Genomic DNA, 22916 nt, shown 5'->3' on the forward strand with positions numbered 1-22916 from the left:
AACATGAAGGCATAAAAAAAACCCTAAAGAAATTTCCTTTAGGGTTTTAGAGAATATGAAGAAAGAATTATTTTACTATGAAAGTAACTCTTCTAACTAATTTTCTTGCAGCGTCAGAATTTTTATCAACTGAATTGTCTTCACCAGCACCAACTACATTCAATCTTGATGCATCGATATTAGCTTTTACTAAAGTGTTTTTTACATTATTTGCTCTTGCAGCAGATAATTTATCATTGTATTCAGATCTTCCTAATTCGTCAGCGTGACCAATAATGTCAACTGAAGCAGAAGGATTGTTTCTCAAATATGTTAAGATGAAATCTGTACCTTCTGTAGAAACATTTGTTGGAGTTGATTTGTTGTAGTCAAAATAAACAGCAACATAACCACCGTTGATTAAACTTTTGATTAAATCATTATTGTAAATAATAGATCCGTCACCAGTATTTCCTGCATAATTTTTCAAGATATATGCTTCAGTTTCGTCAGGAACATTGTTGTTGTTCTTGTCAACTGATTTTCCTTTAGTATCAACCATTGCACCTGCAGGTGTATTAGCTTCTTCATCTAAATAATCAGCTACACCATCTTTATCAGTGTCTAGCATTTTATTTTCGATATCTGTAATTTTTTGTCTTAACTCTTCTATTTCATTCTCATTGTCAATTACCCAGTCAGCATGTTTTTCGTTTTTACCTAAATAAACGGTTAAACCTACTGTACCGTTAAAAAGGATTCCTTGAAAACCACGTGCTTCAGGAGTAAGGCTCGCCCCATCAAAAGCAGTTCCTTGACTGAAATTAACAATTGTTGTGAAATCTCCTGTTAATGCAAGTCTGTTACTTAGTTTAATTTGTCCAGTTACACCAGTAATAAAGTTACCCATCTTGTCTTGAATATCATTGTCTTCATTTCTTAACTGTGCATAACCAAAACCAGTATGTGATAACAAACCAATTGACTTGGTCCAAGTCTCAAAATTCAAAATTCTTCCTAAATTGGCAACCGCTTGTAAATTTGCTCTGTAATAATTTGTTTCGAAATCAATAGACTCTTTTTTTGCTTGAAAACTATTGTATCCTACGTCAGCTTTTAAACCAAATTTGTTATTGAACATGTATCTAACTCCAAGATCTGCTACAAAAGCACTTGGCGTAGACGTAAAATAACCAGGTGTCATTGGTTGCTGTGGTTTGTTTACACCTCCTGCAACTTCAATAGACCATTTGTTAAAGTTGTTTTCTGTGCTTTTTACAGTTTCTGTTTGTGCGCTCAGAGTTGTTATAGCTGAAGCAAAAACTAATGTAAGTATGATTTTTTTCATAATGTTTGGGTTTATTTTTTTTTACAAAACTACATTACAAATTTTGATGGTAAATTTTAAACAGTGAATTATATAAACATCCGTTTTAATTCTATAAAAACACAGTTTAAAATGTGTTTTCATAGAATTATTGGTAAGATTTTACATAGATTAGAAGAATGTTTTTAATTTTAAGATCGGAATGTGTTTAATCAAAAACCATTTTAGTTTTCATTTTTGCTACTAAAAATGCTTAATCCAATCTTTTTAAAACCTCCGTTATTTTTTCAAAAGAGCTGAAATTTTCATGTTCTACTTTATGATTGATTTTTTCGTGCGCCCAAGTGGTATGAAACGGAATATGAACGGCGTGTCCGCCAATGGCTAAAACAGGTAATACATCAGATTTTAATGAATTTCCAATCATGAAAAATTCTTCAGGCTGTATTTCCAATCGTTTAATCAAATCCGAATAGTCGACTTCTTGCTTGTCTGACATTACTTCAATATGATGAAAATAATGACCCAAACCTGAATTGTGTAACTTTCTTCGTTGGTCTAATAAATCGCCTTTGGTGGCAACCACTAATTTGTATTTTCCTTGTAAAGCTTCCAGAGTTTCTTCCACACCTTCTAATAAAACTATTGGTTTCTCCAATAATTCTTTTCCGTATTGAATGATTTTTTCAATGATTTCAATGGGAATAGTATTATTAGAAATATTCATTGCGGCTTCAATCATCGAAAGAATATAACCTTTGATTCCGTAGCCGTATAATTTCAGATTGTCAATTTCGACCTTAAAAAGTTCTTTGGAAATTCCTTGATGCGATAAATAATCTTCCATCAAACCACAGAATTTCTTTTCGGTCTCATCAAAATAGGTTTCGTTGATCCATAAGGTATCATCGGCGTCAAAAGCAATTACTTTTAGGCTCATATTAAGTTTTTTAATCTGTGAATTTTAGAATGCTAAACTTTTTAAGGTTGTTTTCATAATATCCTAAATAGTAAGATTCATTTATTTTAAAAATTGTTTGAGGACTGCTAACTTTTTTATCCATTATAAAAGACTGGATTTTGTCAAAGGCAAGTGGTTTTAATTCCTCTTTTACATGGTTCCCGTTTTTGTCTAATACACTATTGAAGTAAACGACTTTTCTATTGGCGTAAGCATTAAAATTTTCTAGCGTAGGATTACTTAAGGCATAATACATTAATACACCAACAACACCAAACATTCCACTTAAAGCTGGCCCGCTATCTCTTATTTCAGATACGCTTCCTAAAGTTGTAAAATACGTATCGTTTATTTTGTACAAAGATACTCCAAGATTTAGGTTGTTGATTTTTCGGATGAACGGTCCAGTTTCTTCTATTGTTTTCTTACTTTTCTCGCTTCCGTTTTGTTGGATTATAGCTGAGTTTTTGAAATCAATATTTTTATTGGCTGTGATTTCATATTCTTTTATCAAATTATCTTCTAAATCTTTGATTGTTAAAATGGATTTGGTCGAAGATGTTTTTATCTGATATAAATGATTATCCATTAAAAACGAATTTGAATTTAATTCAGTTGTATTGAATGATTTATATGGGGCGTTTTTGATGATTTTCCCTGCCAGGGTGTATTTCTCTAAATCAATAGTTATGATTTGTGTGAAGTTAGGATTTGTGTCAATTGTTATTAGGATTTTCTTTTTGTCATAATAACATTTTCTCTTTTTTGCGGAGTCAGTAAGTGAAGTTGGGCTCTCTGGATTAATTTTTTGCAAGGAAAATGCGGCTTCAAAAGGAAGAAAATCATCAGCAAAAGTATCGTATAAATTAGACCTATGGTAGAATTTCAATTCATTAGTGCTAATGTTTTTCACTTCTTGGTTACCTGCTGAATCAAACACATACAATCTAAAATCATTAGTTTTCTTTACCAAGTACAAAATTATAAATGAATTATTAACCGAAAATTTTTCAAGATAAACTTCGTCTTTTATATCCAAATCAAAAGTTTTATTGACCAAAGTGCGGTTATTAAAGTTGAATGATTGTGAAAGAATTTTTTTGGGATTGGCAGATGCCAAAAACAATGTCGTTTTATTTGATTGGGTTATGTTTCCTATGATTTTATTCTGTGCTTTATCAAGCTTTTCAGTTGATAAAGAATCGATGATGTTCATTTTACTGTCCAGTCGAATTGCGGTAGTTTTAAGTTTGTCCGCAATAAACAAGGTCAATTCGTTTTTAGTTTCATCGACAGTTTGAAATATCTGACTTGTTTTGTTCAATTCAATGGGTAATGAATTCACAATCTCCTGCGAAAAAGCGACACAACTCATAAAGACAAAGACTGCTGAAATAATTTTTTTAAACATTTTTTTGGGATTTATAAACTGTTTGGTAATTCAGAAAATGCTGTGATTTTTGAATTATTAATCGTTGAATTTTCTAAAAATATATTCTTTTGTTTTATTGTCATAATAGCCTAAATAATAAGCATCCGTTTTAAATAATGTTTGTGATGAAACATCTGTATACTTGTCGAAAAAGGTACGGATTTTATCAAAAGCCAGAGGTCGTAAATCGCCTTTAATATGATTGCCTTCGTTGTCAAATAATCCGTCTGTTTTTACCACTTTTCTATTTGAATACGAATTAAAACTCTCTATGCCTGGATTGTAAACGGCAACTGCAACTAGCGCTCCAATTAAGCCAAATTGGCTCATACCAAATTGGCCGGCTGATTGTTGAATAGGCGATATACCTCCAAAAGTAATTAACGTGTTTTGACCAATACTATAACAACTAATACCTGGGTTTAGATTGTTGACTTTTCGAATAAACTGGGAAGAATTTTCTAAGGTTCTCTTTCCTCCAAAATCTCCTCCTTCCAGTTGAACTTCTGAATTTTTAAAATCGATTGGTTCGGATGACTTAGCGGTATGTTCCTTCAATACTTTTCCGTCTAAATCTTTTACAGTAAGATAAAATAGATTGGATGCGCTTTTTAATTGATATAATTTGTTATCAAAGTAAAATGAATTCGAATTCAAATACATTCGATCTTCATCAATATCGTGAGTTTTTATTTTTTTTTCAGTAGCTTTAAAATCTGTTAAATCAACAGTGATAACTTGGGTAAACTCGATATTAGTGTCAAGGGTAATGATAATTCGATTGTTTTTGAAATAACATTTTCTTTTTTTGGCACTATCAGTTAGAGATGTTGGGTTGTCGGTATTTATAAGCTGCAAAGAGAAAGGCGCCTCAAAAGGAAGTAAATTTTCTCCTAATACTTCATATAAGTTTGATTGTGTATAGTCTGATTTATAAAAAGTAAATCCGTTTAAATTGATTTTTTTTTCGGTATAATCACCTTCTTTATCAAAAACATAGAGTTTTAAATCATTACTTTTTTTGATAACTGTTAGAATATAAAAAAAATCTTTGTCACTAAATTTTTGTAAAACTTTTTCATCTTTTAATAATAAAGAATGTTGTTTTGTTGTCGTTTTACGGTTATTGAAATCGTATAATTCAGTAAAAATATCCTTGGAATCATTTGATGACCAAAAAAGTCTAGTGTTGTCATTGTTGATGTTGTAGCCAATCATCTTCGTGTAAATTTTAGTATTTGGCCTTTCGGATGAAATACTATCAATGATTTTCATTTTTTCATCGAGTTGAATGGCTTTTACTTTCATTTTATCACCAATAAATAAAGTAATTTCTTTTTTATCGTTATTTATAGTCTGAAAAACATCACGATTTTTTTTTAACTCAAGAGGTATAGATGATACCATTTCTTGTGAAAAAGAAATTAAACTACTTAAAATTAAAGACGCAAGAAGTGTTTTTTTTATCATTTTTAGATAAGTTTATTTTTTAGCTAATATCTTATTTTTTTTTAAAATATTATTAGTTAAAAAATGTTTTTTAAATGCAAACTGCGCAACTTAATTAAAATTTTAATTAAGTCACGCAATTTTATATTTTTTTCAAAAAGTCTTAATTTATAGCCTCTCCATTAGCAACGCCATCGGTATCCGGATTTACAAAAACCAGTTTTCCTTCAGCATTGGTAGTCATCAAAATCATTCCTTGACTTTCTACGCCACGAAGATTTCTTGAAGCCAAATTCACTAAAACAGTCACTTTTTTACCAATAATATCTTCTGGTTTGAAACTCTCAGCAATTCCTGAAACTATCGTTCGAACATCAATTCCGGTGTCTACTTTCAAAATCAAAAGCTTGTTGGCTTTCGGCATTTTTTCGGCTTCCAAGATTGTTCCTGTACGAATATCTATTTTGGCAAAATCCTCAAATTGAATCGCTTCTTTCTGTGGTTCCGCTTTTTTGTTTTCGGCAGTATTAGCAGTTTTTGTCGCTTCTAGTTTGTCTATTTGTTTTTGAATTTCCTCATCTTCAATTTTAGCAAACAATAATTCCGCTTCGCCAATTTGGTGTCCAGCCGGAATCAAATCAGAATTTTGAGCAATAGTATTCCAGTTCAAAGGACTTTCAATTTTTAAAATTATTGATAATTTTTTAGCGGTAAATGGTAAGAACGGTTCGCAAAGTGAACTCAACGCAGCGGCAATTTGCAAGGCAACATACATTTGTGTTTGTACGCGCTCCGGATTGTCTTTTATCACTTTCCAAGGCTCTTCATCCGCCAAATATTTATTTCCTAAACGCGCTACATTCATTAATTCGCTCAACGCTTCACGGAATCTGTATCGTTCCACAGAACTTGAAATTACTGCTGGATACGCTTTCAATTCGGTTAAAGTTGCTTCATCTACCTCAGAAAGTTCGTTTGGTTGCGGAACAATTCCGTTGTAATATTTATTGGTTAAAACCACGACACGATTGATGAAATTTCCATAAATCGCTACCAATTCATTATTGTTTCTCGCCTGAAAATCTTTCCAGGTAAAATCATTATCTTTGGTTTCCGGCGCATTTGATGTCAAAGCATAACGCAAAACATCTTGCTGATTCGGGAATTCTTCCAAATATTCGTGCAACCAAACTGCCCAGTTTTTAGACGTAGATAATTTATTTCCTTCCAAGTTCAAGAACTCATTAGCAGGCACATTGTCCGGCAAAATATAACTTCCTTCGGCTTTCAACATCGCAGGGAAAATGATACAATGAAAAACAATATTGTCTTTCCCAATAAAGTGAACCAGTTTTGTATCCTGATCTTTCCAGTAAGGTTCCCAATCTTTTCCTTCGCGCAAAGCCCATTCTTTGGTAGAAGAAATGTACCCAATCGGCGCATCAAACCACACGTATAATTTTTTTCCTTCGGCACCTTCAACGGGAACATCAATTCCCCAATCCAAGTCACGAGTTACCGCACGAGGCTCTAATCCGCCGTCAATCCACGATTTTACTTGACCGTAAACATTCGGTTTCCAGTCATTTTTATGTCCAACTAGAATCCATTCTTTCAAGAAATCTTCATAACGGTCCAAAGGCAAAAACCAGTGTTTGGTAGATTTCATAATAGGTGTTTCTCCAGTAATTGTCGATTTTGGATTAATCAAATCCGTAGCATTCAGCGTCGAACCACATTTTTCGCATTGATCACCGTAGGCTTCTTCGTTGCCGCATTTTGGGCAAGTTCCCACCACAAAACGGTCAGCCAAAAACTGATCTGCTTTTGCATCATACAATTGCTCGGTTACTTCTTCGATAAAATCACCTTGTTCGTACAGTTTCCTAAAAAATTCCGAAGCCGTATCATGATGAATTTTAGCCGAAGTTCTGGAATAATTATCAAACGAAATCCCAAAATCAGAGAACGATTTACGAATGATTCCATCATATTTATCGATTACTTCCTGTGGCGTAATGCCTTCTTTTTTGGCTTTCATCGAAATCGCCACGCCGTGTTCGTCACTTCCGCAAACAAACAAAACGTCTCTTCCCTGCAATCTTAAATATCTGGAATATATATCCGAAGGTACGTAAACACCCGCTAAATGGCCAATGTGAATCGGTCCGTTCGTATACGGCAATGCCGCTGTAATCGTATATCTTTTTGGATTCTGTATCATGATTCAATTTTATAGAGCGCAAAAATAAGCATTCCAATTTTTATTTGAAGCTATTTCCTGTCTCGTTTTAAAGATGAGATTGCAATCTTTCTATTCTAATAGAAAAATAGAAAGGATTTTCATTTGTAGTGGGGCTAAGAATTTGGGTTGTCAAACCGTTTTTTATATAAATAATTACTTATATTTGGTTCAAAGCTAAAATTCAAGTCATGAAAAAAATTTTTTTTTTATTAATTTTTCTAACCTTTCTTCTAGGATGTTCTTCCAAAATTAAATCAATAACTGAATTTTCTATCCAAGATGGTATTATAAGTAAAAATAGAATTGCAGAGTTTGATAAAGAAGGAAATAAATTGTTAGAACAAAATTTTGGAAATCCTAGATCTAATAGAGTTACAAAGTCAGACTATATAAATGGTATGAAAGTTTTAGAAATGGATTGTGATTATTTTGAAAAAGAAGATACTTGTGTAGTTAGACAGTTTTCAAAATTTGATTACGATGTCAATAATAAATTAATAGCAGAAACAAAATTTGAGGAAGATTCAGCAATACGCTTTGTTCGTCGCCATATTAATTTAAAGGATATGAAAGTTCTAAAAACGATGTCATGGGAAATGTTTCCAGTAGCAACGCCAAATTACGACGAGGCTATAATATTAATTGACACTATTTATTACGATAAATTAAAAAGAGAAATTAAGAGAGTACATCATAATCCGGATTTTGATAAACCATGGGTTGAAATTTTTAGATATAGCAAAAATGGATATTCTAAAGAATATAAAGGGAGTATTAAGGACACAATAGAATATTTTAAATATAATAAACTCCAAAAAAAGGTGATTAAAAATAAAATTAATTTTGATTTTGGGGATATGAAAAAGAATAAGTATAAATTTGAGTATTATTAAATGAATACTAAATTGCCCCTTTCTTTGTGAAATTGATAAGTAGTAATTAGCTTGAATAAAGGGTGTTGTTATTTGATAGATTTGATTTTATCTAATTATAAACATCTGTTTATTTATCTTTGAAAACCAAGTTAAAGAAGACTGTAAATCATGGCAAAAGGACCCGAAAAAAATACCAAAAATAAGGCGTTGCACACCAAATTGCTAAATCGGAAAAAGGCTAAAATTCAAAAAGAAAAAAAAGAAAAAGCGTTGCGTTTGAAAGCTTTGGTTACAAAAATGAATCAGAAAAAGAGTAGTGACGAATCTGATAACATATAAATCGCTTTGGATTTCTTTTCTGTAATAATTTACCCGAAATTTGCAGCACATATTCAAACACAAAACCTATGGAATTCGGTAGAATAATTATTTCAGAAACAGCCTTTAATAGTGAGAACATTCAAGATGTAATTCACTCTAATATTTCGGTAATCAACTTAATGCGTGAGGAAGGCGTGAACGATGATTTGATTCACGAAGATGCGATAATGAGTTATTATTTAGATTATTATACGTCACAATGTACCGAAGGAAATTTTGCTCAATTTGTATACAATTCGGGTTGGGATAAAGAACTGAATGAATTGATCGAAGAAGGTTTGGCTTTGATTGGAGCCGAAAAGCATTTGGAATTGTTCCAACAACAATCCAAAAAAGTAAAATTGATGAGCAGTGTTAAGCTCAATAAATTCTTGAAAGGAAAGCTGGAAGGCGTAAATCCAATTAGAGATTTGCTCAATAACGATACTTTTTTCGAAATTGAAGAGAACCTGGTTACTTTGAATGCTACTTTTTTAAAAACACACCCCGATTTTGAAGTCCTTTCAGTAGACGACATGTTTGCTGCCTTGGAGGAATTTGTGGGGCATGAGATTAAAAGAGATTAGCTAATTATTTAGGTGAAATTCATTTTGCATTATTTTTAACCACATAGAAACATAGTTTTGAGTTTATTAAAAAGGCATTTCATTTTTAGCTAGAATGCATAGCTATGTGAAAATGAAATGTTATCAAATTCTTCTCAGTCCTAATTTTTCTATGATTCTATCTGTTTAAAAAAATCCCAATGCATTTGAAATAGGATATTCTCCTTTTCCTCAAAACTTTGTCTTATAAGTCCCAAACATTTCCTTAAATTTGCTTCCATTATTATAAAAGTTAGCGTTAAAAAAATCAAGCTATGTTACAAATTGCATTTATTAGAGAGAATCAAGAAAAAGTAATCACCGCTTTGGCAAAGAGAAACATCGATGCTACAAGTGTTGTTGAAGAAGTGGTACAACTGGATGAAAAACGTCGCGCTACGCAAGTGGAATTAGACAATATTTTATCCGAATCTAATAAATTATCCAAAGATATTGGCGAATTGATGAAAGGCGGAGAGAAAGCAAAAGCTGCTATTCTAAAAGAAAAAACCGTTTTAAACAAAGAGAAAAGCAAAGCTTTAGCGGAAACTGCTGATGCACTTGCTGCAGAACTTTTAGAGAAACTATATACCTTACCCAATCTTCCTGCTGATATTGTTCCTGTTGGAAAAACGCCAGAGGAAAACCTAAATGTTTTTGAAGAAGGTGAAATTCCGGTTTTGCACGAAGGAGCACAACCGCATTGGGAATTGGTAAAAAAATATGACATCATTGATTTTGAACTTGGAGTAAAAATCACTGGCGCAGGATTTCCCGTGTATAAAGGAAAAGGAGCACGATTACAACGTGCCTTGATTAATTATTTCTTGGACAAAAATACGGCTGCGGGTTACAATGAAGTTCAGGTTCCGCACATGGTAAATGAAGCGTCGGCTTATGGAACGGGACAATTGCCTGACAAAGAAGGGCAAATGTATCACGATAAAACAGATGATTTATACTTGATTCCAACGGCTGAGGTTCCAGTAACGAATTTGTTTCGTGATGTAATCCTTAACGAAAGTGAATTGCCGGTTTTGACTACGGCTTACACACCTTGTTTCCGTCGTGAAGCAGGTTCTTACGGAGCACACGTTCGTGGATTGAACCGTTTGCATCAATTTGATAAAGTGGAAATTGTACGTGTAGAACATCCTGATAAGTCGTATGAAGCTTTGGACGGTATGGTCGAACACGTTAAAAATATATTACAAGAATTGAAATTACCTTATAGAATTTTGCGTCTTTGTGGCGGTGATATGGGTTTTACATCAGCGTTGACGTATGATTTCGAAGTGTTTTCTACAGCGCAAGATCGTTGGTTAGAAATTAGTTCGGTTTCTAATTTTGAGACTTTTCAAGCGAATCGTTTGAAATTGCGTTTCAAAGACAAAGACGGAAAAAACCAATTGGCTCATACCCTTAACGGTAGTGCATTGGCTTTGCCAAGAGTTTTGGCTGGAATTTTAGAAAATTACCAAACTCCAGAAGGAATTGTAATCCCAAAAGTATTGCGTCCGTATTGCGGGTTTGATATCATAAACTAATTTTTTTCAACATATAAGTCATTTAAGGTCATTTAAGTATTAGTATAAATTATTGATTTTGAAGTAATCATATCATAAAAAAGCTTATGAAATATTTCCTTCTAATTTTTTTGGCTTTTACAATTAATTCTTGTGCACAAAATAACAGACTTGTTTTGGGTGAAAAATATGCAAAAGAAGAACTGTATGCGGTTTTAGGAAAAAAACCTGGACATAATGTTGTTGACAATAAAGAGTTAATAGTAAAGGGAAGTAAGACAGCAATTAAAATTGCAGAAGCCATTCTTTTTGACATTTATGGAAAAGAAAATATTGAAAGGCAAAAACCATATGAAGAATATTTGATAAAAAATTATTGGGTTATTTTAGGAACTTTACCAGAAAAAAGTAAGGGAGGAACTTTTTTAATTATTATTGATGCGAAAAATGCCCAAGTTTTAAAAATAACTCACGGTAAATAATTTTCACAATTGATTCCAATATCTTAATTTGAATAATTTATCATTTCTTAAATGAGCTTAAATGCCTTATATGGTTAAACAATGATTCTGAATCAATGAAAAAACTCTTTCTACATATCACGCTGTTTTTTTCATTGGTTTGTTTTTCGCAAAACGAACAATTAGCGCAATATTATTACGACAAAGGCGATTTTGAAAAAGCAAAAATCAGCTATGAAGAGTTGTTGAAAGAGATTCCGTTGAACTCCCAATATTTTTTAAGAATAATAGATTGTTCTCAGCAATTGCAACAGTTTGAAAGTGCTGAAAAAGCCATTCAAGAACGATTCAACAAGTACAATCAAGGGAATCTTCTGGTGGAATTGGGCTATAATTTTCAGTTGCAAAAAAATGATGACAAAGCCAAGATATACTACGAACAAGCTTTGGAACGAATCAAAAAAAATCCAAATGAAGTCTATGGAATTTCAAATTCTTTTGAGCGAAAAGTGTTGCTCGACTACGCGCTGAAATCCTACCAAACCGCCACAGAATTAGAGCCTAATTTCAATTTCAATTATCAGATAGGATTGCTTTACGGTCAATTGTCTAATATGGAAATGATGATTTCCACTTTTCTGGATGAGGCGTTTGCGAATCCTCAAAACTCCATTAGAATCCAAAATCAGCTGGTTCGTTTTATGGTTGATGAAGGCGATGCGAATTTCAATGAACTGTTGCGCACAGCATTAATTATTAGAACCCAAAAAAACCAAGATATTTTTTGGAACCATTATTTGAGTTGGTTTTATGTACAGCAAAAAGAATTCGAAAAAGCATTTATTCAGGAAAAAGCCATTTACAAACGCAATCCGGAATCACTTACTAATATTGTGAATTTGGGGCAACTCGCCATTGATGAGCAGAATGATGAAGCGGCTAAAGAAATTTTGGGATTTGTATTGGAAAACACACAAGATTTAGAATTGTTGATTCAGGCAAATTCCTATTTGATGACTATGAAAATTGAAAAAGCATCCGAAAAAGACTTTGCAGCTATTAGCACAGAATTAGACGCTTTGCTGAAACAATTTGAAATAAGTCCTTTTACCTTATCTTTGCAGCTGATTCAGGCACATTTTACGGCATTTAATTTGAAAAAACCAGAAGAAGGAAAGGCAATAGTCAAGAGAGCGCTGGAATTGCAATTGAATGATTATGAAATGGCTAATGCCAAAATGGAACTGGCAGATATTTTGCTGTATGAAGAAAAATTCAACCAGGCTTTGATATATTATTCGCAGATAGAATTGGATTTGAAAAATGATGTAATGGCGCATGAAGCCAGTTTGAAAGCAGCAAAAACAAGTTATTTCAAAACTGATTTTGCTTGGGCGTTGAAACAATTTAAGGAATTGAAATCAGCTAATACGCAGTTGATTGCAAATGATGCTTTGGAGTATTTTCTGTTAATTAACGACAATACTGTTGCCGATTCGACACAAACGGCTTTGAAGCAATTTGCAAAAGGTGATTATCTATTATATCAAAACAGGAATCAGGAAGCGGTAATGCAGTTTCAGACGATATTAAAAAATAATAAAGGACAGGAAATAGAAGCCGTAACCTTGTTGCGATTAGGAAAAATATATGAAAATAAAGGTGATTTTGCTCTGGCTTTAAGCCAGTATCAAACGATTATCGACCAGCATAGCGACGGAATTTATATAGACGAAGCATTGTATTTTTCGGCAGAAATATATAACAAGCAATTGTTGCCTGAAAAAGCAAAGCCATTATATGAAAAGATATTATTCAATCATCAGGACAGTATTTATTTTGTAGAAGCCAGAAAGAAATTCAGACAATTGCGAGGCGATACTAATTTATAAAAACAGATTATTTAGATTCTTGGATTTTTTGAAAAAGTCTAATAATCTAAAAGTCTAATAATCTAAAAGTCTAATAATCTAAAAAAAATGATACTATACAACGTTACCACAAACATACACGAAAGCGTTCACGATCAATGGATGATTTGGATGCAGCACAAGCATATTCCTGAAATTTTGGCGACAGGAAAGTTCTCTTCAGCAAGAATGGTACGAGTTTTAATTGAAGAGGAAATGGGTGGAGTTACGTATTCCGTTCAATATGCTACGGACAGTAAAGAAACTTTAGAGAAATACTACCAGGAAGATGCACCAGGTTTTCGCGAAGAAGGAGCGAAATTGTTTGGAGACAAAATGTTAGCGTTTAGAACGGAATTAGAACTGATTGCAGATTATAAATAGCCATGGAACTCCATTTTCAAACCAAAGAAGAAAGCAATAGAAAACAATTGGAGGATTTTTTGAAATTGTCCAAAGTAGAACGTTTTTATCAGTTTTTGCGTTTGATGGAGAAAGTTAATCAATTTCCAATGAAGCATAAAAACGACATTAATTCGAATTTTATTATTCAAATAAAATCAAGCTGATATGTTTCAAAAATGGGAAGAAAATATCAATCAATTCATTTCTATTGCCAATAAGCATAAAGTAAGAATGTTGATGGTTGGCGGAGGAGCGGTAAATTTTCATGGATACCAGCGCCATTCCGCGGATGTCGATTTTTGGATAGAGACCACGGATGAAAACTTTAAAAAACTAGTAGCCGTTTTTAATGAAATGGGATATGAAATTGATGATTTTCCCGAAAATGTAAAAAAACAAGAACAAAATATTTCCGTTAAATTCTCTCCTGTAGACTTAGATTTAGAGTTAATTACAAAATTTTCTGTAAATAAAACTTTTTCTGAAGCGTTTGAAAGCAGCGAAGAAGTACAAGTGAATGACAATCTTTTTTTAAAATGGAATGTACTGTCACTAGAGGATTTAATAACAAGCAAAATTAAAGAAAACAGACCTAAGGATTTATTGGATATTCAGCAATTGTGAGAAATAAACAAAAAACCATAAAATTAGGGCAATAAAAAATACTGAAATTATTCAGCATAAACATGGAAAAAGTAACAGCCAAAAAACACCTCGGACAACACTTCTTGAAAGACGAAAGCATTGCAAAAGACATTGCTGACACGTTGAATTTAGAAGGATATGATGATGTATTAGAGATAGGTCCGGGAATGGGAGTTTTAACAAAATATTTATTGGAGAAACCGGTGAATACCTACGTTATTGAAATCGATATGGAATCAGTGACGTATTTGGACCAAAATTATCCAAAATTAAAAGACAGAATCATTTCTAAAGATTTTTTGAAGTATGATATCAATGAAACTTTTGAAGGGAAACAGTTCGCTATAATTGGGAATTTCCCGTATAATATTTCGACACAAATTGTGTTCAGAACTTTGGAATACCGCGATCAGATTCCGGAATTTGCGGGAATGTTCCAGAAAGAAGTAGCGCAACGTATTTGTGAAAAAAAGGGAACAAAAGCGTATGGAATTCTGTCAGTTTTGGTTCAGGCTTTTTATGATGCCGAATATTTATTCACGGTGGATGAAAATGTATTTATTCCGCCACCAAAGGTAAAATCAGGTGTTTTACGTTTGCGCAGAAAGAAAGATTACAGTTTGCCTTGCGGCGAAAAATTGTTTTTTACCGTAGTGAAAACGGCTTTTCAACAACGACGCAAAACGTTACGAAACAGTTTGAAAACTTTAAATTTGTCGGATAGTTTAAGAGAAGATGAAATTTTTAATCTTCGACCAGAACAATTAAATGTAGAACAGTTCATAGCACTTACCCAAAAAATAGAAGCCGATGGAGTTTAAAATCAGCAAAGAATTAATACAAGAATTAGAGCAGCTCATTCAAAATAAAAACGACCAGCAACTGGAAGTATTATTGAATGATATGCACCATGCTGATATTGCTGAAATTCTGGATGAGCTTGATTTTAATGAAGCGACCTATATTTTTAAAGTTTTAGACAGTGAAAAAACCGCCGAAATCCTTCTGGAACTAGAAGATGATTTGCGGGAAAATATATTAAGCAGGCTTTCGCCAAAAGAGATTGCGGAAGAATTAGATGAGCTGGAAACAAATGATGCAGCCGATATTATTGCGGAGCTTTCCAAAGATTTGAAAGCCGAAGTAATATCAGAACTTCAGGATGTTGAGCACGCCAAAGATATTGTTGACTTGTTGCGTTATGACGAAGATACCGCTGGTGGAATCATGCACAAGGAATTGGTCAAAGTCAATGAAAATTGGAATGTCCTGACGTGTGTAAAAGAAATGCGCATTCAGGCCGAAAATATCTCCAGAGTCCATTCGATTTATGTCGTGGATGATGAAGACCGACTGAAAGGGCGTTTATCACTCAAGGATTTATTGACCACTTCTTCCAGAACACCGGTAAGTGATGTTTACATCCGAAAATTAAACTCCGTAAAAGTAGATACCGAAGATGTTGAGGTGGCCCGAATCATGCAAAAATACGATTTAGAAGCTATTCCTGTCGTAGATGAAATGGGACGATTAGTAGGTCGAATCACTATTGATGACATTGTGGATGTAATCAAGGATGAAGCCGATGAGGATTACCAGTTGGCAGCAGGTATCTCGCAAGACGTAGAGGCAGATGACAGCATATTTGAACATACAAAAGCACGATTACCTTGGCTAGTTTTGGCTCTTTTAGGCGGTTTTATCTCCGTAAAAGTGCTCGGATTATTTGAAGGAGCAATGCTTCTGCACGGAAACTTATTCTTTTTCACGCCGCTTATTGCTGCAATGGCAGGAAATGTTGGGGTGCAATCATCAGCAATTATTGTGCAGGGTTTGGCTAACAATACGTCGAGCGGATCCTTGTTTAATCGATTGGTCAAAGAAGTGTCTCTAAGCTTATTAAACGGACTGATTTTAGCGACGATATTGTTTTTAGGAAGTCATTTTCTGTTGAATGTTGAAATTATAATCGGAGTTATTGTTACCGTAGCATTGATGTCGGTAATTATTATTGCTTCATTAATAGGCACTTTTGTTCCGTTATTATTGGATAAATTTGGTATTGACCCCGCTTTGGCTACCGGACCGTTCATCACAACAAGTAATGATATTTGTGGAATTCTAATTTATTTTTCGATAGCAAAAATGATTTTAGGGTTTTAAAATAGAAGCAAGAGAATAGAACAAAGAATAAAGAGGATAGAATATTGAGAAGGAATTCAACAACAAACTAATACAACTATAACTACACAACCAACACTTTTCTTTAACAACTTACTTTCATTTGGATACTGTTAGGGAGAGGAAAAACCACAACCAGCATGAAAGTACACATCATTGGCGGCGGAAACTTAGGTGTTTCTATTGCATTAGGATTATCAAAATTTTCTCCGGAAAATCAAGTCACTATAACCCGAAGAAACACATCCAGTATTTTGTATCTTGAAAAACTGGGTGCTACAGTTTCCACGAATAATATCCATCAGATTCAGGAAGCTGATGTCATTATTTTGACCATAAAACCGTATCAAGTAGATACCGTTTTAGCCGAAATCCTTCCTGTGATTTCCAATAAAATCATTGCTTCGGCAGTTAGCGGCTTATCCATAGAAAATTTACAAAACAAAATCGGTACTGCTAATAGTGCGATCCGAATAATGCCCAATATTGCGGCACAATTTGGCGCTTCAGCTACTTGTATTGCGTTTCATGAAAAAGACAAAGAGAAGGGACAAGACGTAGTTTCCCTTTTTCAGAGTTTGGGAACCGCACCTATTATTGACGAAAAACTAATGGATGCAGCAACCGTTTTGGCGGCCAGCGGAACTGCTTTTGCATTGCGATACATTCGCGCATCGATGCAAGCCGGAATTGAAATAGGATTCGATTGGCAGACCGCTTTGGCAATTTCAGCACAAACCGTAAAAGGCGCTGCCGAAATGCTACTAGAAGAAAAAGTACACCCGGAACAATTAATTGACCGTGTGACCACACCACAAGGCTGCACGATTGCGGGATTGAACGAAATGGAAATGCACGGATTCAGTTCGTCATTGATTCGAGGAATCAAAACTTCATTGAAACAAATCAAGGGGTAAATCTCCATTTCCGTTTCCGTAAAATATTCGCATATAAGCTGCGCAAATGTCTCTGACTTTGCGCAATTTTTTTACTTAAGCTTAGCAAATATTGATCTTTCATATTTGTATAAGCATTCAAATAAATCCTATATTTGGAAAAAAACTACCATGAAAAAACTACTTCTATTAACGCTTATTTTAATTTCAAGTTACACTGTAAGCGCCCAACAAAATAAGCAAAAACAATTGCTTAGACATGTAGTGATGTTTGGTTGGAAACCAGGAACCGATGCCGCTGCAATTGACAAAGTGGTAACTGCTTTTGGAGACTTGGAACATAAAATTAAATTAATAAAAGCCTATGAATGGGGAATTAACAACAGTCCTGAAAACTTGAATAATGGTTTGACGCATTGTTTTACCCTAACATTCAAAAGTGAAGCCGATAGAGATGCGTATTTGATTCATCCGGATCACAAAGCTTTTGTGGCTGTTTTGAGTCCGGCACCAGATAAAGTCACAGTAGTAGATTATTGGACAAATAACTAAACAGAGAGACACAATCCAAATAATGGATTTAGTTTTTAAATAAAATTTAAACTAACATAAAAAAACCTTCGTTTAATCTCTTAAACGAAGATTTTTTTATGAAATAGATTGTAGCTAAACTTTCTTGGATTGTTTTTTTGCTTTAGCGGGTTTCAAATTAAATTTCAACCATAAAAAACCAATGGTTCCTGCTATAAAAGAAGCAACCAGAATTGCAATTTTAGAATACGTGATTACTTCTTCTCCATCATTTTTGAAGGCAAGCAATGTTATGAAAATAGACATTGTAAATCCTATTCCACCCAGCATTCCTGCGCCTAGAATAGTGCTCCATTTTAAATCTCTTGGCAGCGTACAAATCCCTAAACTCACGGCAAGGAATGAAAACAACCAAATCCCTAATGGTTTTCCTACCACAAGGCCTAACATAATTCCAATTGTGTTGGGGTGATTCAATCCCTCATGCCAATCGGAGTTTATAGCAATACACGTATTGGCTATTGCAAATAACGGAAGGATAAAAAACGCTACCGGATAATGTAAAAAATGCTGTAATCGATAGGAAGATGTCTTCTTGCCTCCATCACCAAATGGAATTACAAAGGCTAATAATACTCCGGTTACAGTAGCGTGAACACCAGAATTTAGCATGAAATACCACATTGCAGCACCACCAATTAAATAGGGAATAAGACTGTGTACTTTTCTTCGGTTCAGGATAAACAAACCACCCATAATGGCAAAAGCAATCAGCAAATTCATATAAGCAATGGTGTCTGTATAAAATATGGCAATTACCATAATAGCACCTAAGTCATCAATTACGGCAAGTGCGGTTAGGAAAACTTTTAAAGAGGTAGGAACACGATTTCCTAAAAGGGACAAAATACCAATTGCAAAAGCAATATCTGTCGCCATCGGAATTCCGGCTCCGTTTTGTGTGATTGTTCCAAAATTTAATAATAAAAAGATTCCTGCCGGGACAACCATTCCTCCCAAGGCACCAAAAATAGGCAATGCCGCGTTTTTTATACTGGATAATTCGCCTTGATACATTTCGCGTTCTAATTCTAAACCAATGAGTAGAAAGAAAATCGCCATTAGGCCATCATTAATCCAGTGTGTAATGGAATGGCTTCCAATATCAGTTCCCCAAAAAGCAATATATTCGGTTTGAAAAGATGAATTAGCCAATAACATGGAAACTATGGTAACAAATAGTAGTAAGAGTCCGCCTGATTTTTCGCTTTCAAAAAAAGCTTTGAAGGTTTTTGTCAATTTCATTTTTGGATTTTAATTTATTCTAAATATAAGATGTAGAACAAAAAATTATAAAACGCTAATTTACGATTTTACGAGCTAATTTCCTCCGATAAATCAATAAACCGTAATTTTTTTTGTTAATTTGAAGGATCAAAAACCGAACAATTATGGATATCAAAATCCTTCATATAGACAGTAATCATCCCATACTTTGGGATCAGTTGCATCAATCTGGATTTATAAATCACAGTGATTTTTCCTCTTCAAAAGAAGAGATTGAGGCCAAAATTCAGGATTATCATGGAATTGTAATTCGAAGCCGATTTAAGATTGACAAAGAATTTTTGGACAAAGCCACTAATTTGCAATTCATTGCGCGTGTTGGAGCTGGATTAGAAAGTATCGATTGTGATTATGCAACATCCAAAAACGTTACGCTCATAGCTGCTCCCGAAGGTAATAGAAATGCGGTTGCCGAACATACTTTAGGGATGATTTTATCTCTTTTTAATAAATTGAACGAAGCTGATAGTGAGATACGAGCGGGACACTGGAATCGGGAAAGCAACCGCGGTCATGAACTGGACGGAAAAATAGTTGGGATCATTGGTTATGGAAACATGGGAAAATCTTTTGCGAAAAAACTCCGTGGTTTTGATGTGGAAGTGCTTTGTTATGATATTCAGGAAAATGTGGGTGACGCCAATGCAAAACAGGTTTCCTTACAGGAATTTCAGCAAAAAGTAGATGTAATAAGTTTGCATATTCCTTGGACTCCGGATACTGATAAAATGGTTGACAATGATTTTATCAATGGATTTAAGAAGTCTTTTTGGATTGTAAATACGTCTCGGGGCAAGAATATTGTCACTGCCGATTTGGTTAAGGCCATGCAATCTGGGAAAATTCTCGGCGCAGCTTTGGACGTTCTGGAATATGAAAAATTATCTTTTGAAACGCTGTTTAAAGATAAACACACACCGGAAGCTTTTCAATATTTATTGAAATCCAAGAATGTGATTTTGACACCGCATATTGCCGGTTGGACTTTTGAAAGCCATGAGCGATTGGCACAAGTAATCGTTGATAAAATAAAAGCAAAGTATTTTGGTCAAGCTAAAGTTGAAGCGCCGGAGCAACGCGTTACCGGAATTGGCGGTTTCTTTTTTAAATCAAAAAACCCTAAAGAATTGGTGGCTTGGTACGGGAAACATTTGGGTTTAAAAACCGATGATTATGGTTCTACTTTCTGGTGGAAAGACAAAGAAGGAAATGACTGTTCTACACAATGGTCGCCATTTTCGGAGGACACCACTTATTTTGCGCCAAGCGAAAAACCGTTCATGCAAAACTTCCGAGTAAATGATTTAGAGGACTTGTTAAAAAAATTATCGGATGAAGGTGTAACAATTGTGGGTGATATGGAGACTTATGAATATGGAAAATTTGGTTGGATAGTAGATTCCGAAGGAAATAAAATCGAACTTTGGGAACCAATTGACGCCGCATTTCAATAAAATTATATTTTTAACCACTGAAAAACAACCTTATAACTATAATTTATGGAAAACTCTAAAATTGAAGAATGGAATAATCCGCGACCGGTTCGTCAGGATAATAAAAAACTGCCTGCTGGAATTTTAGCGATACTTTTAGGTCCTTTAGCAATTCATAAATTCCTTTTGGGATATACCACTGAAGGGATTATCTGGTTAGTGATAAGTCTTTTTACTTGTGGAACGGTGACGTACATTTTAGGTATTATCGAAGGAATTATCTATTTGACCAAATCTGATGAAGAGTTTTACCAAACGTATCAAGTTGGAAAAAAAGCTTGGTTCTAAAATATAAAAAATCCCGATTTTAATCTGTGGAAATCTGTTCAATCCGTGAAATCTGTGGCTAAAAAATAGCACACGGATTACACGGAATTAAACAGTCAAAATCGCAGAAATCATTTTTTATAATTCTGAAATTAATCTTCTTTATCTGCTAATTTTCGTTCAAGTTCTTTCTGAAACTCTTCCATTACGGGTTTCATGGTGCTTTCCGGAATATCTGCAATTCGGATGTACATTAATCCGTCAACGGCATTATTAAAAAGCGGATCTACATTGAATGCTACTACTTTCGCATTCTGTTTGATGTATTTTTTGATCAAAACCGGCAAACGCAAACTTCCTGGTTCCAGTTCGTCAATAATCTTATCAAACTTATTCAAATCGGATTCGGCTTCATCAAAAATGAAATCCTTATCGGCATCCTTCAGTTTTACTTTATACGCTTTCTTAGGATGAATATACTGTGCAATATACGGATCATAATAATTGGACTTCATGAATTCAATCATCAGTGATTTTGAAAAATCTGAAAATTGATTACTGATACTCACGCCGCCCAATAAAAATTTATGTTCTGGATAACGCAAAGTCGTGTGCATAATTCCTTTCCAAAGCAGGAAAAGCGGCATTGGTTTCTGTTGGTATTCTTTGATGATAAAAGCTCTTCCCATTTCTATGGATTTGTGCATCATATCATGCAATTCTGGTTCAAATCGGAACAAGTCGTTGAGGTAAAAACCATTTATTCCGTATTTTGGATAAATTTCTGAACCCAATCCCATTCGGTACGCACCTGCAATTTTATTAGCTTCATTATCCCATAAAAAGAGGTGGTGATAATATTGATCATGCTTGTCTAAGTCAATAGATTCATTTGTTCCTTCGCCCACTTCTCTGAAAGTAATTTCTCGAAGACGGCCTATTTCATGAAGGATATTTGGTATTTTTTTTGCTTCTGCAAGAAACACTTCGTAATTTTTACTTTGTAAAAGGCGACAATCCGTACTTCGCAAAGCATCCACTTCTTTGGTCATTTTGTCTTGGCTGGCAGCAGTGACAATTGTTTTTGGGCTTTTAGGAATTTTTAAAGTAGGCGTTGGCAAAAAAGGAATTTCTTTCTCGAAAGGATTGGCCAACATGTATGTTTTTTTTCTTAGAAATTCAGAGTATTCCTCTAAAGTCTTGTGCTCGTTTTGTTCGCTTACTGAAATTGGTTTTCCAATACGGACTTTAATCACGCGATGTTTTTGACTAAATACTTCCGACGGCAGTTTTGCCGTTCTAAAAGTCCCGCTTATTTTAGAAAGCAAATAAAATAACCGACTATTTTTAGCGTGAAAATAAATAGGCACAACAGGTACTTGTGCTTTTCGAATAACTTTGATAGCACCTTCTTCCCAAGGTTTGTCTACCATTAATTTTCCATCTTTGTAGGTTGAAACTTCACCTGCGGGGAAAATTCCTAGCGGTTTCCCATCACTCAAATGACGAAATGTTTCTTTTAATCCTACCACACTCGATTTTGTATCCTTGTGATTTTCAAAAGGATTTACTGGCATGATGTATTTCTTGAGCGGCTCAATGCGATGCAAAAGAAAATTGGCGATAATTTTGAAATTTGGTTCTCTTTCCAGCATCAATTTCAATAACAAAACCCCATCAATTCCTCCCAATGGATGATTTGAAATCGTGATATAAGCACCTTCCTTTGGCAAACGTTTTAAATCCTCTTCGGGAATTTCGAATTTTATTTGTAAATCATCAAGTATGCCATTCAGGAAATCAACTTCTGTTAAATGTTTATTTCTGTCGTATACTTTGTTTAAAGTGGAGATTTTTAGCACCTTCATTAGCATCCAGCCGGAAAAAGTACCTAAAACCCCGTACTTATCAGCATTTATTGCTTTTGCAACTTCTTTCGCGGTTACTAAACCCATGTATTTTTTGTTTTTTTAGAGCAAGAAACAAAGATAGCAAAAAACTCCATTTTCTCTATTTTTCTC

21 protein-coding genes and 1 pseudogene are annotated in these 22916 nt (G+C 34.1%); 15 read left to right on the forward strand and 7 right to left on the reverse strand.

Annotation, left to right across the window (positions count from 1 at the left end):
* Positions 1 to 67 precede the first annotated feature (67 nt).
* The 5 genes from DR980_RS10710 to metG form a co-directional block, all read right to left on the reverse strand.
* Positions 68 to 1327 (reverse strand): OmpA family protein, encoded by a 1260-nt coding sequence (locus DR980_RS10710; protein ID WP_113635954.1) that lies wholly within the window; start codon positions 1325 to 1327, stop codon positions 68 to 70.
* A 232-nt stretch (positions 1328 to 1559) separates the two neighbouring features.
* Positions 1560 to 2246: an HAD family hydrolase gene (locus DR980_RS10715; protein ID WP_113635956.1), complete on the reverse strand. Its 687-nt coding sequence runs from the start codon at positions 2244 to 2246 to the stop codon at positions 1560 to 1562.
* 10 nt (positions 2247 to 2256) lie between these two features.
* A complete protein-coding gene (locus DR980_RS10720; RefSeq protein ID WP_113635958.1) occupies positions 2257 to 3678 on the reverse strand; it encodes a hypothetical protein in 1422 nt (473 codons plus the stop codon).
* 57 nt (positions 3679 to 3735) lie between these two features.
* Positions 3736 to 5169 (reverse strand): hypothetical protein, encoded by a 1434-nt coding sequence (locus DR980_RS10725; RefSeq protein WP_113635960.1) that lies wholly within the window; start codon positions 5167 to 5169, stop codon positions 3736 to 3738.
* 142 nt (positions 5170 to 5311) lie between these two features.
* Positions 5312 to 7372 carry a methionine--tRNA ligase gene (gene metG, locus DR980_RS10730; protein WP_113635963.1) on the reverse strand — a complete coding sequence of 687 codons (2061 nt, stop codon included), beginning with the start codon at positions 7370 to 7372 and terminating at the stop codon, positions 5312 to 5314.
* A 209-nt stretch (positions 7373 to 7581) separates the two neighbouring features.
* Here metG and DR980_RS10735 point away from each other — a divergent pair, with 209 nt between their 5' ends.
* The 13 genes from DR980_RS10735 (at position 7582) to DR980_RS10790 (ending at position 17809) form a co-directional block, all read left to right on the forward strand.
* On the forward strand, positions 7582 to 8286 hold the full coding sequence (locus tag DR980_RS10735; RefSeq protein WP_113635965.1) for a hypothetical protein: 705 nt from the start codon (positions 7582 to 7584) through the stop codon (positions 8284 to 8286).
* Between the two features lie 150 nt (positions 8287 to 8436).
* The gene (locus tag DR980_RS16360; protein WP_167400557.1) at positions 8437 to 8607 is read left to right on the forward strand and encodes a hypothetical protein; all 171 of its coding nucleotides are present in this window, start codon (positions 8437 to 8439) and stop codon (positions 8605 to 8607) included.
* 68 nt (positions 8608 to 8675) lie between these two features.
* On the forward strand, positions 8676 to 9215 hold the full coding sequence (locus tag DR980_RS10740) for a DMP19 family protein (protein WP_113635967.1): 540 nt from the start codon (positions 8676 to 8678) through the stop codon (positions 9213 to 9215).
* A gap of 293 nt (positions 9216 to 9508) precedes the next feature.
* Positions 9509 to 10780 (forward strand): serine--tRNA ligase, encoded by a 1272-nt coding sequence (gene serS, locus DR980_RS10745; RefSeq protein ID WP_113635970.1) that lies wholly within the window; start codon positions 9509 to 9511, stop codon positions 10778 to 10780.
* 86 nt (positions 10781 to 10866) lie between these two features.
* Positions 10867 to 11241 (forward strand): NTF2 fold immunity protein, encoded by a 375-nt coding sequence (locus DR980_RS10750; protein ID WP_113635972.1) that lies wholly within the window; start codon positions 10867 to 10869, stop codon positions 11239 to 11241.
* 95 nt (positions 11242 to 11336) lie between these two features.
* Entirely contained in the window at positions 11337 to 13112 is a 1776-nt protein-coding gene (locus tag DR980_RS10755; RefSeq protein ID WP_113635974.1) for a tetratricopeptide repeat protein, read from the forward strand.
* A gap of 87 nt (positions 13113 to 13199) precedes the next feature.
* Positions 13200 to 13514, forward strand: coding sequence for a DUF4286 family protein (locus DR980_RS10760; protein WP_113635976.1), 315 nt, complete (start codon positions 13200 to 13202; stop codon positions 13512 to 13514).
* Between the two features lie 2 nt (positions 13515 to 13516).
* The gene (locus tag DR980_RS10765) at positions 13517 to 13699 is read left to right on the forward strand and encodes a hypothetical protein (protein ID WP_113635978.1); all 183 of its coding nucleotides are present in this window, start codon (positions 13517 to 13519) and stop codon (positions 13697 to 13699) included.
* Position 13700: 1 nt separating this feature from the next.
* On the forward strand, positions 13701 to 14159 hold the full coding sequence (locus DR980_RS10770) for a nucleotidyltransferase (protein ID WP_113635981.1): 459 nt from the start codon (positions 13701 to 13703) through the stop codon (positions 14157 to 14159).
* Between the two features lie 62 nt (positions 14160 to 14221).
* Positions 14222 to 15001 (forward strand): 16S rRNA (adenine(1518)-N(6)/adenine(1519)-N(6))-dimethyltransferase RsmA, encoded by a 780-nt coding sequence (rsmA, locus tag DR980_RS10775; RefSeq protein ID WP_113635983.1) that lies wholly within the window; start codon positions 14222 to 14224, stop codon positions 14999 to 15001.
* Positions 14991 to 16343: a magnesium transporter gene (mgtE, locus tag DR980_RS10780; protein ID WP_113635986.1), complete on the forward strand. Its 1353-nt coding sequence runs from the start codon at positions 14991 to 14993 to the stop codon at positions 16341 to 16343. The genes rsmA and mgtE overlap by 11 nt, the downstream gene beginning before the upstream one ends.
* A gap of 158 nt (positions 16344 to 16501) precedes the next feature.
* Positions 16502 to 17278: a pyrroline-5-carboxylate reductase gene (gene proC, locus DR980_RS10785; protein ID WP_113635987.1), complete on the forward strand. Its 777-nt coding sequence runs from the start codon at positions 16502 to 16504 to the stop codon at positions 17276 to 17278.
* Positions 17279 to 17428: 150 nt separating this feature from the next.
* Entirely contained in the window at positions 17429 to 17809 is a 381-nt protein-coding gene (locus DR980_RS10790) for a Dabb family protein (RefSeq protein ID WP_113635989.1), read from the forward strand.
* A 114-nt stretch (positions 17810 to 17923) separates the two neighbouring features.
* Here the strand turns inward: DR980_RS10790 and nhaA are convergent, their stop codons facing one another.
* Positions 17924 to 19093 (reverse strand): Na+/H+ antiporter NhaA, encoded by a 1170-nt coding sequence (nhaA, locus tag DR980_RS10795; RefSeq protein ID WP_113635991.1) that lies wholly within the window; start codon positions 19091 to 19093, stop codon positions 17924 to 17926.
* A 146-nt stretch (positions 19094 to 19239) separates the two neighbouring features.
* Between nhaA and DR980_RS10800 the strand changes: the two are divergent.
* Positions 19240 to 20178: pseudogene (locus DR980_RS10800) on the forward strand (2-hydroxyacid dehydrogenase); the annotation flags it as partial.
* A 456-nt stretch (positions 20179 to 20634) separates the two neighbouring features.
* Positions 20635 to 20916: a TM2 domain-containing protein gene (locus DR980_RS10805; RefSeq protein ID WP_113635993.1), complete on the forward strand. Its 282-nt coding sequence runs from the start codon at positions 20635 to 20637 to the stop codon at positions 20914 to 20916.
* A gap of 131 nt (positions 20917 to 21047) precedes the next feature.
* Here DR980_RS10805 and DR980_RS10810 read toward each other — a convergent pair whose 3' ends face one another.
* Positions 21048 to 22850: a GNAT family N-acyltransferase gene (locus tag DR980_RS10810; RefSeq protein ID WP_113635995.1), complete on the reverse strand. Its 1803-nt coding sequence runs from the start codon at positions 22848 to 22850 to the stop codon at positions 21048 to 21050.
* Positions 22851 to 22916: the final 66 nt, after the last annotated feature.

Source organism: Flavobacterium psychrolimnae, assembly GCF_003312425.1.
GTDB lineage: Bacteria > Bacteroidota > Bacteroidia > Flavobacteriales > Flavobacteriaceae > Flavobacterium > Flavobacterium psychrolimnae.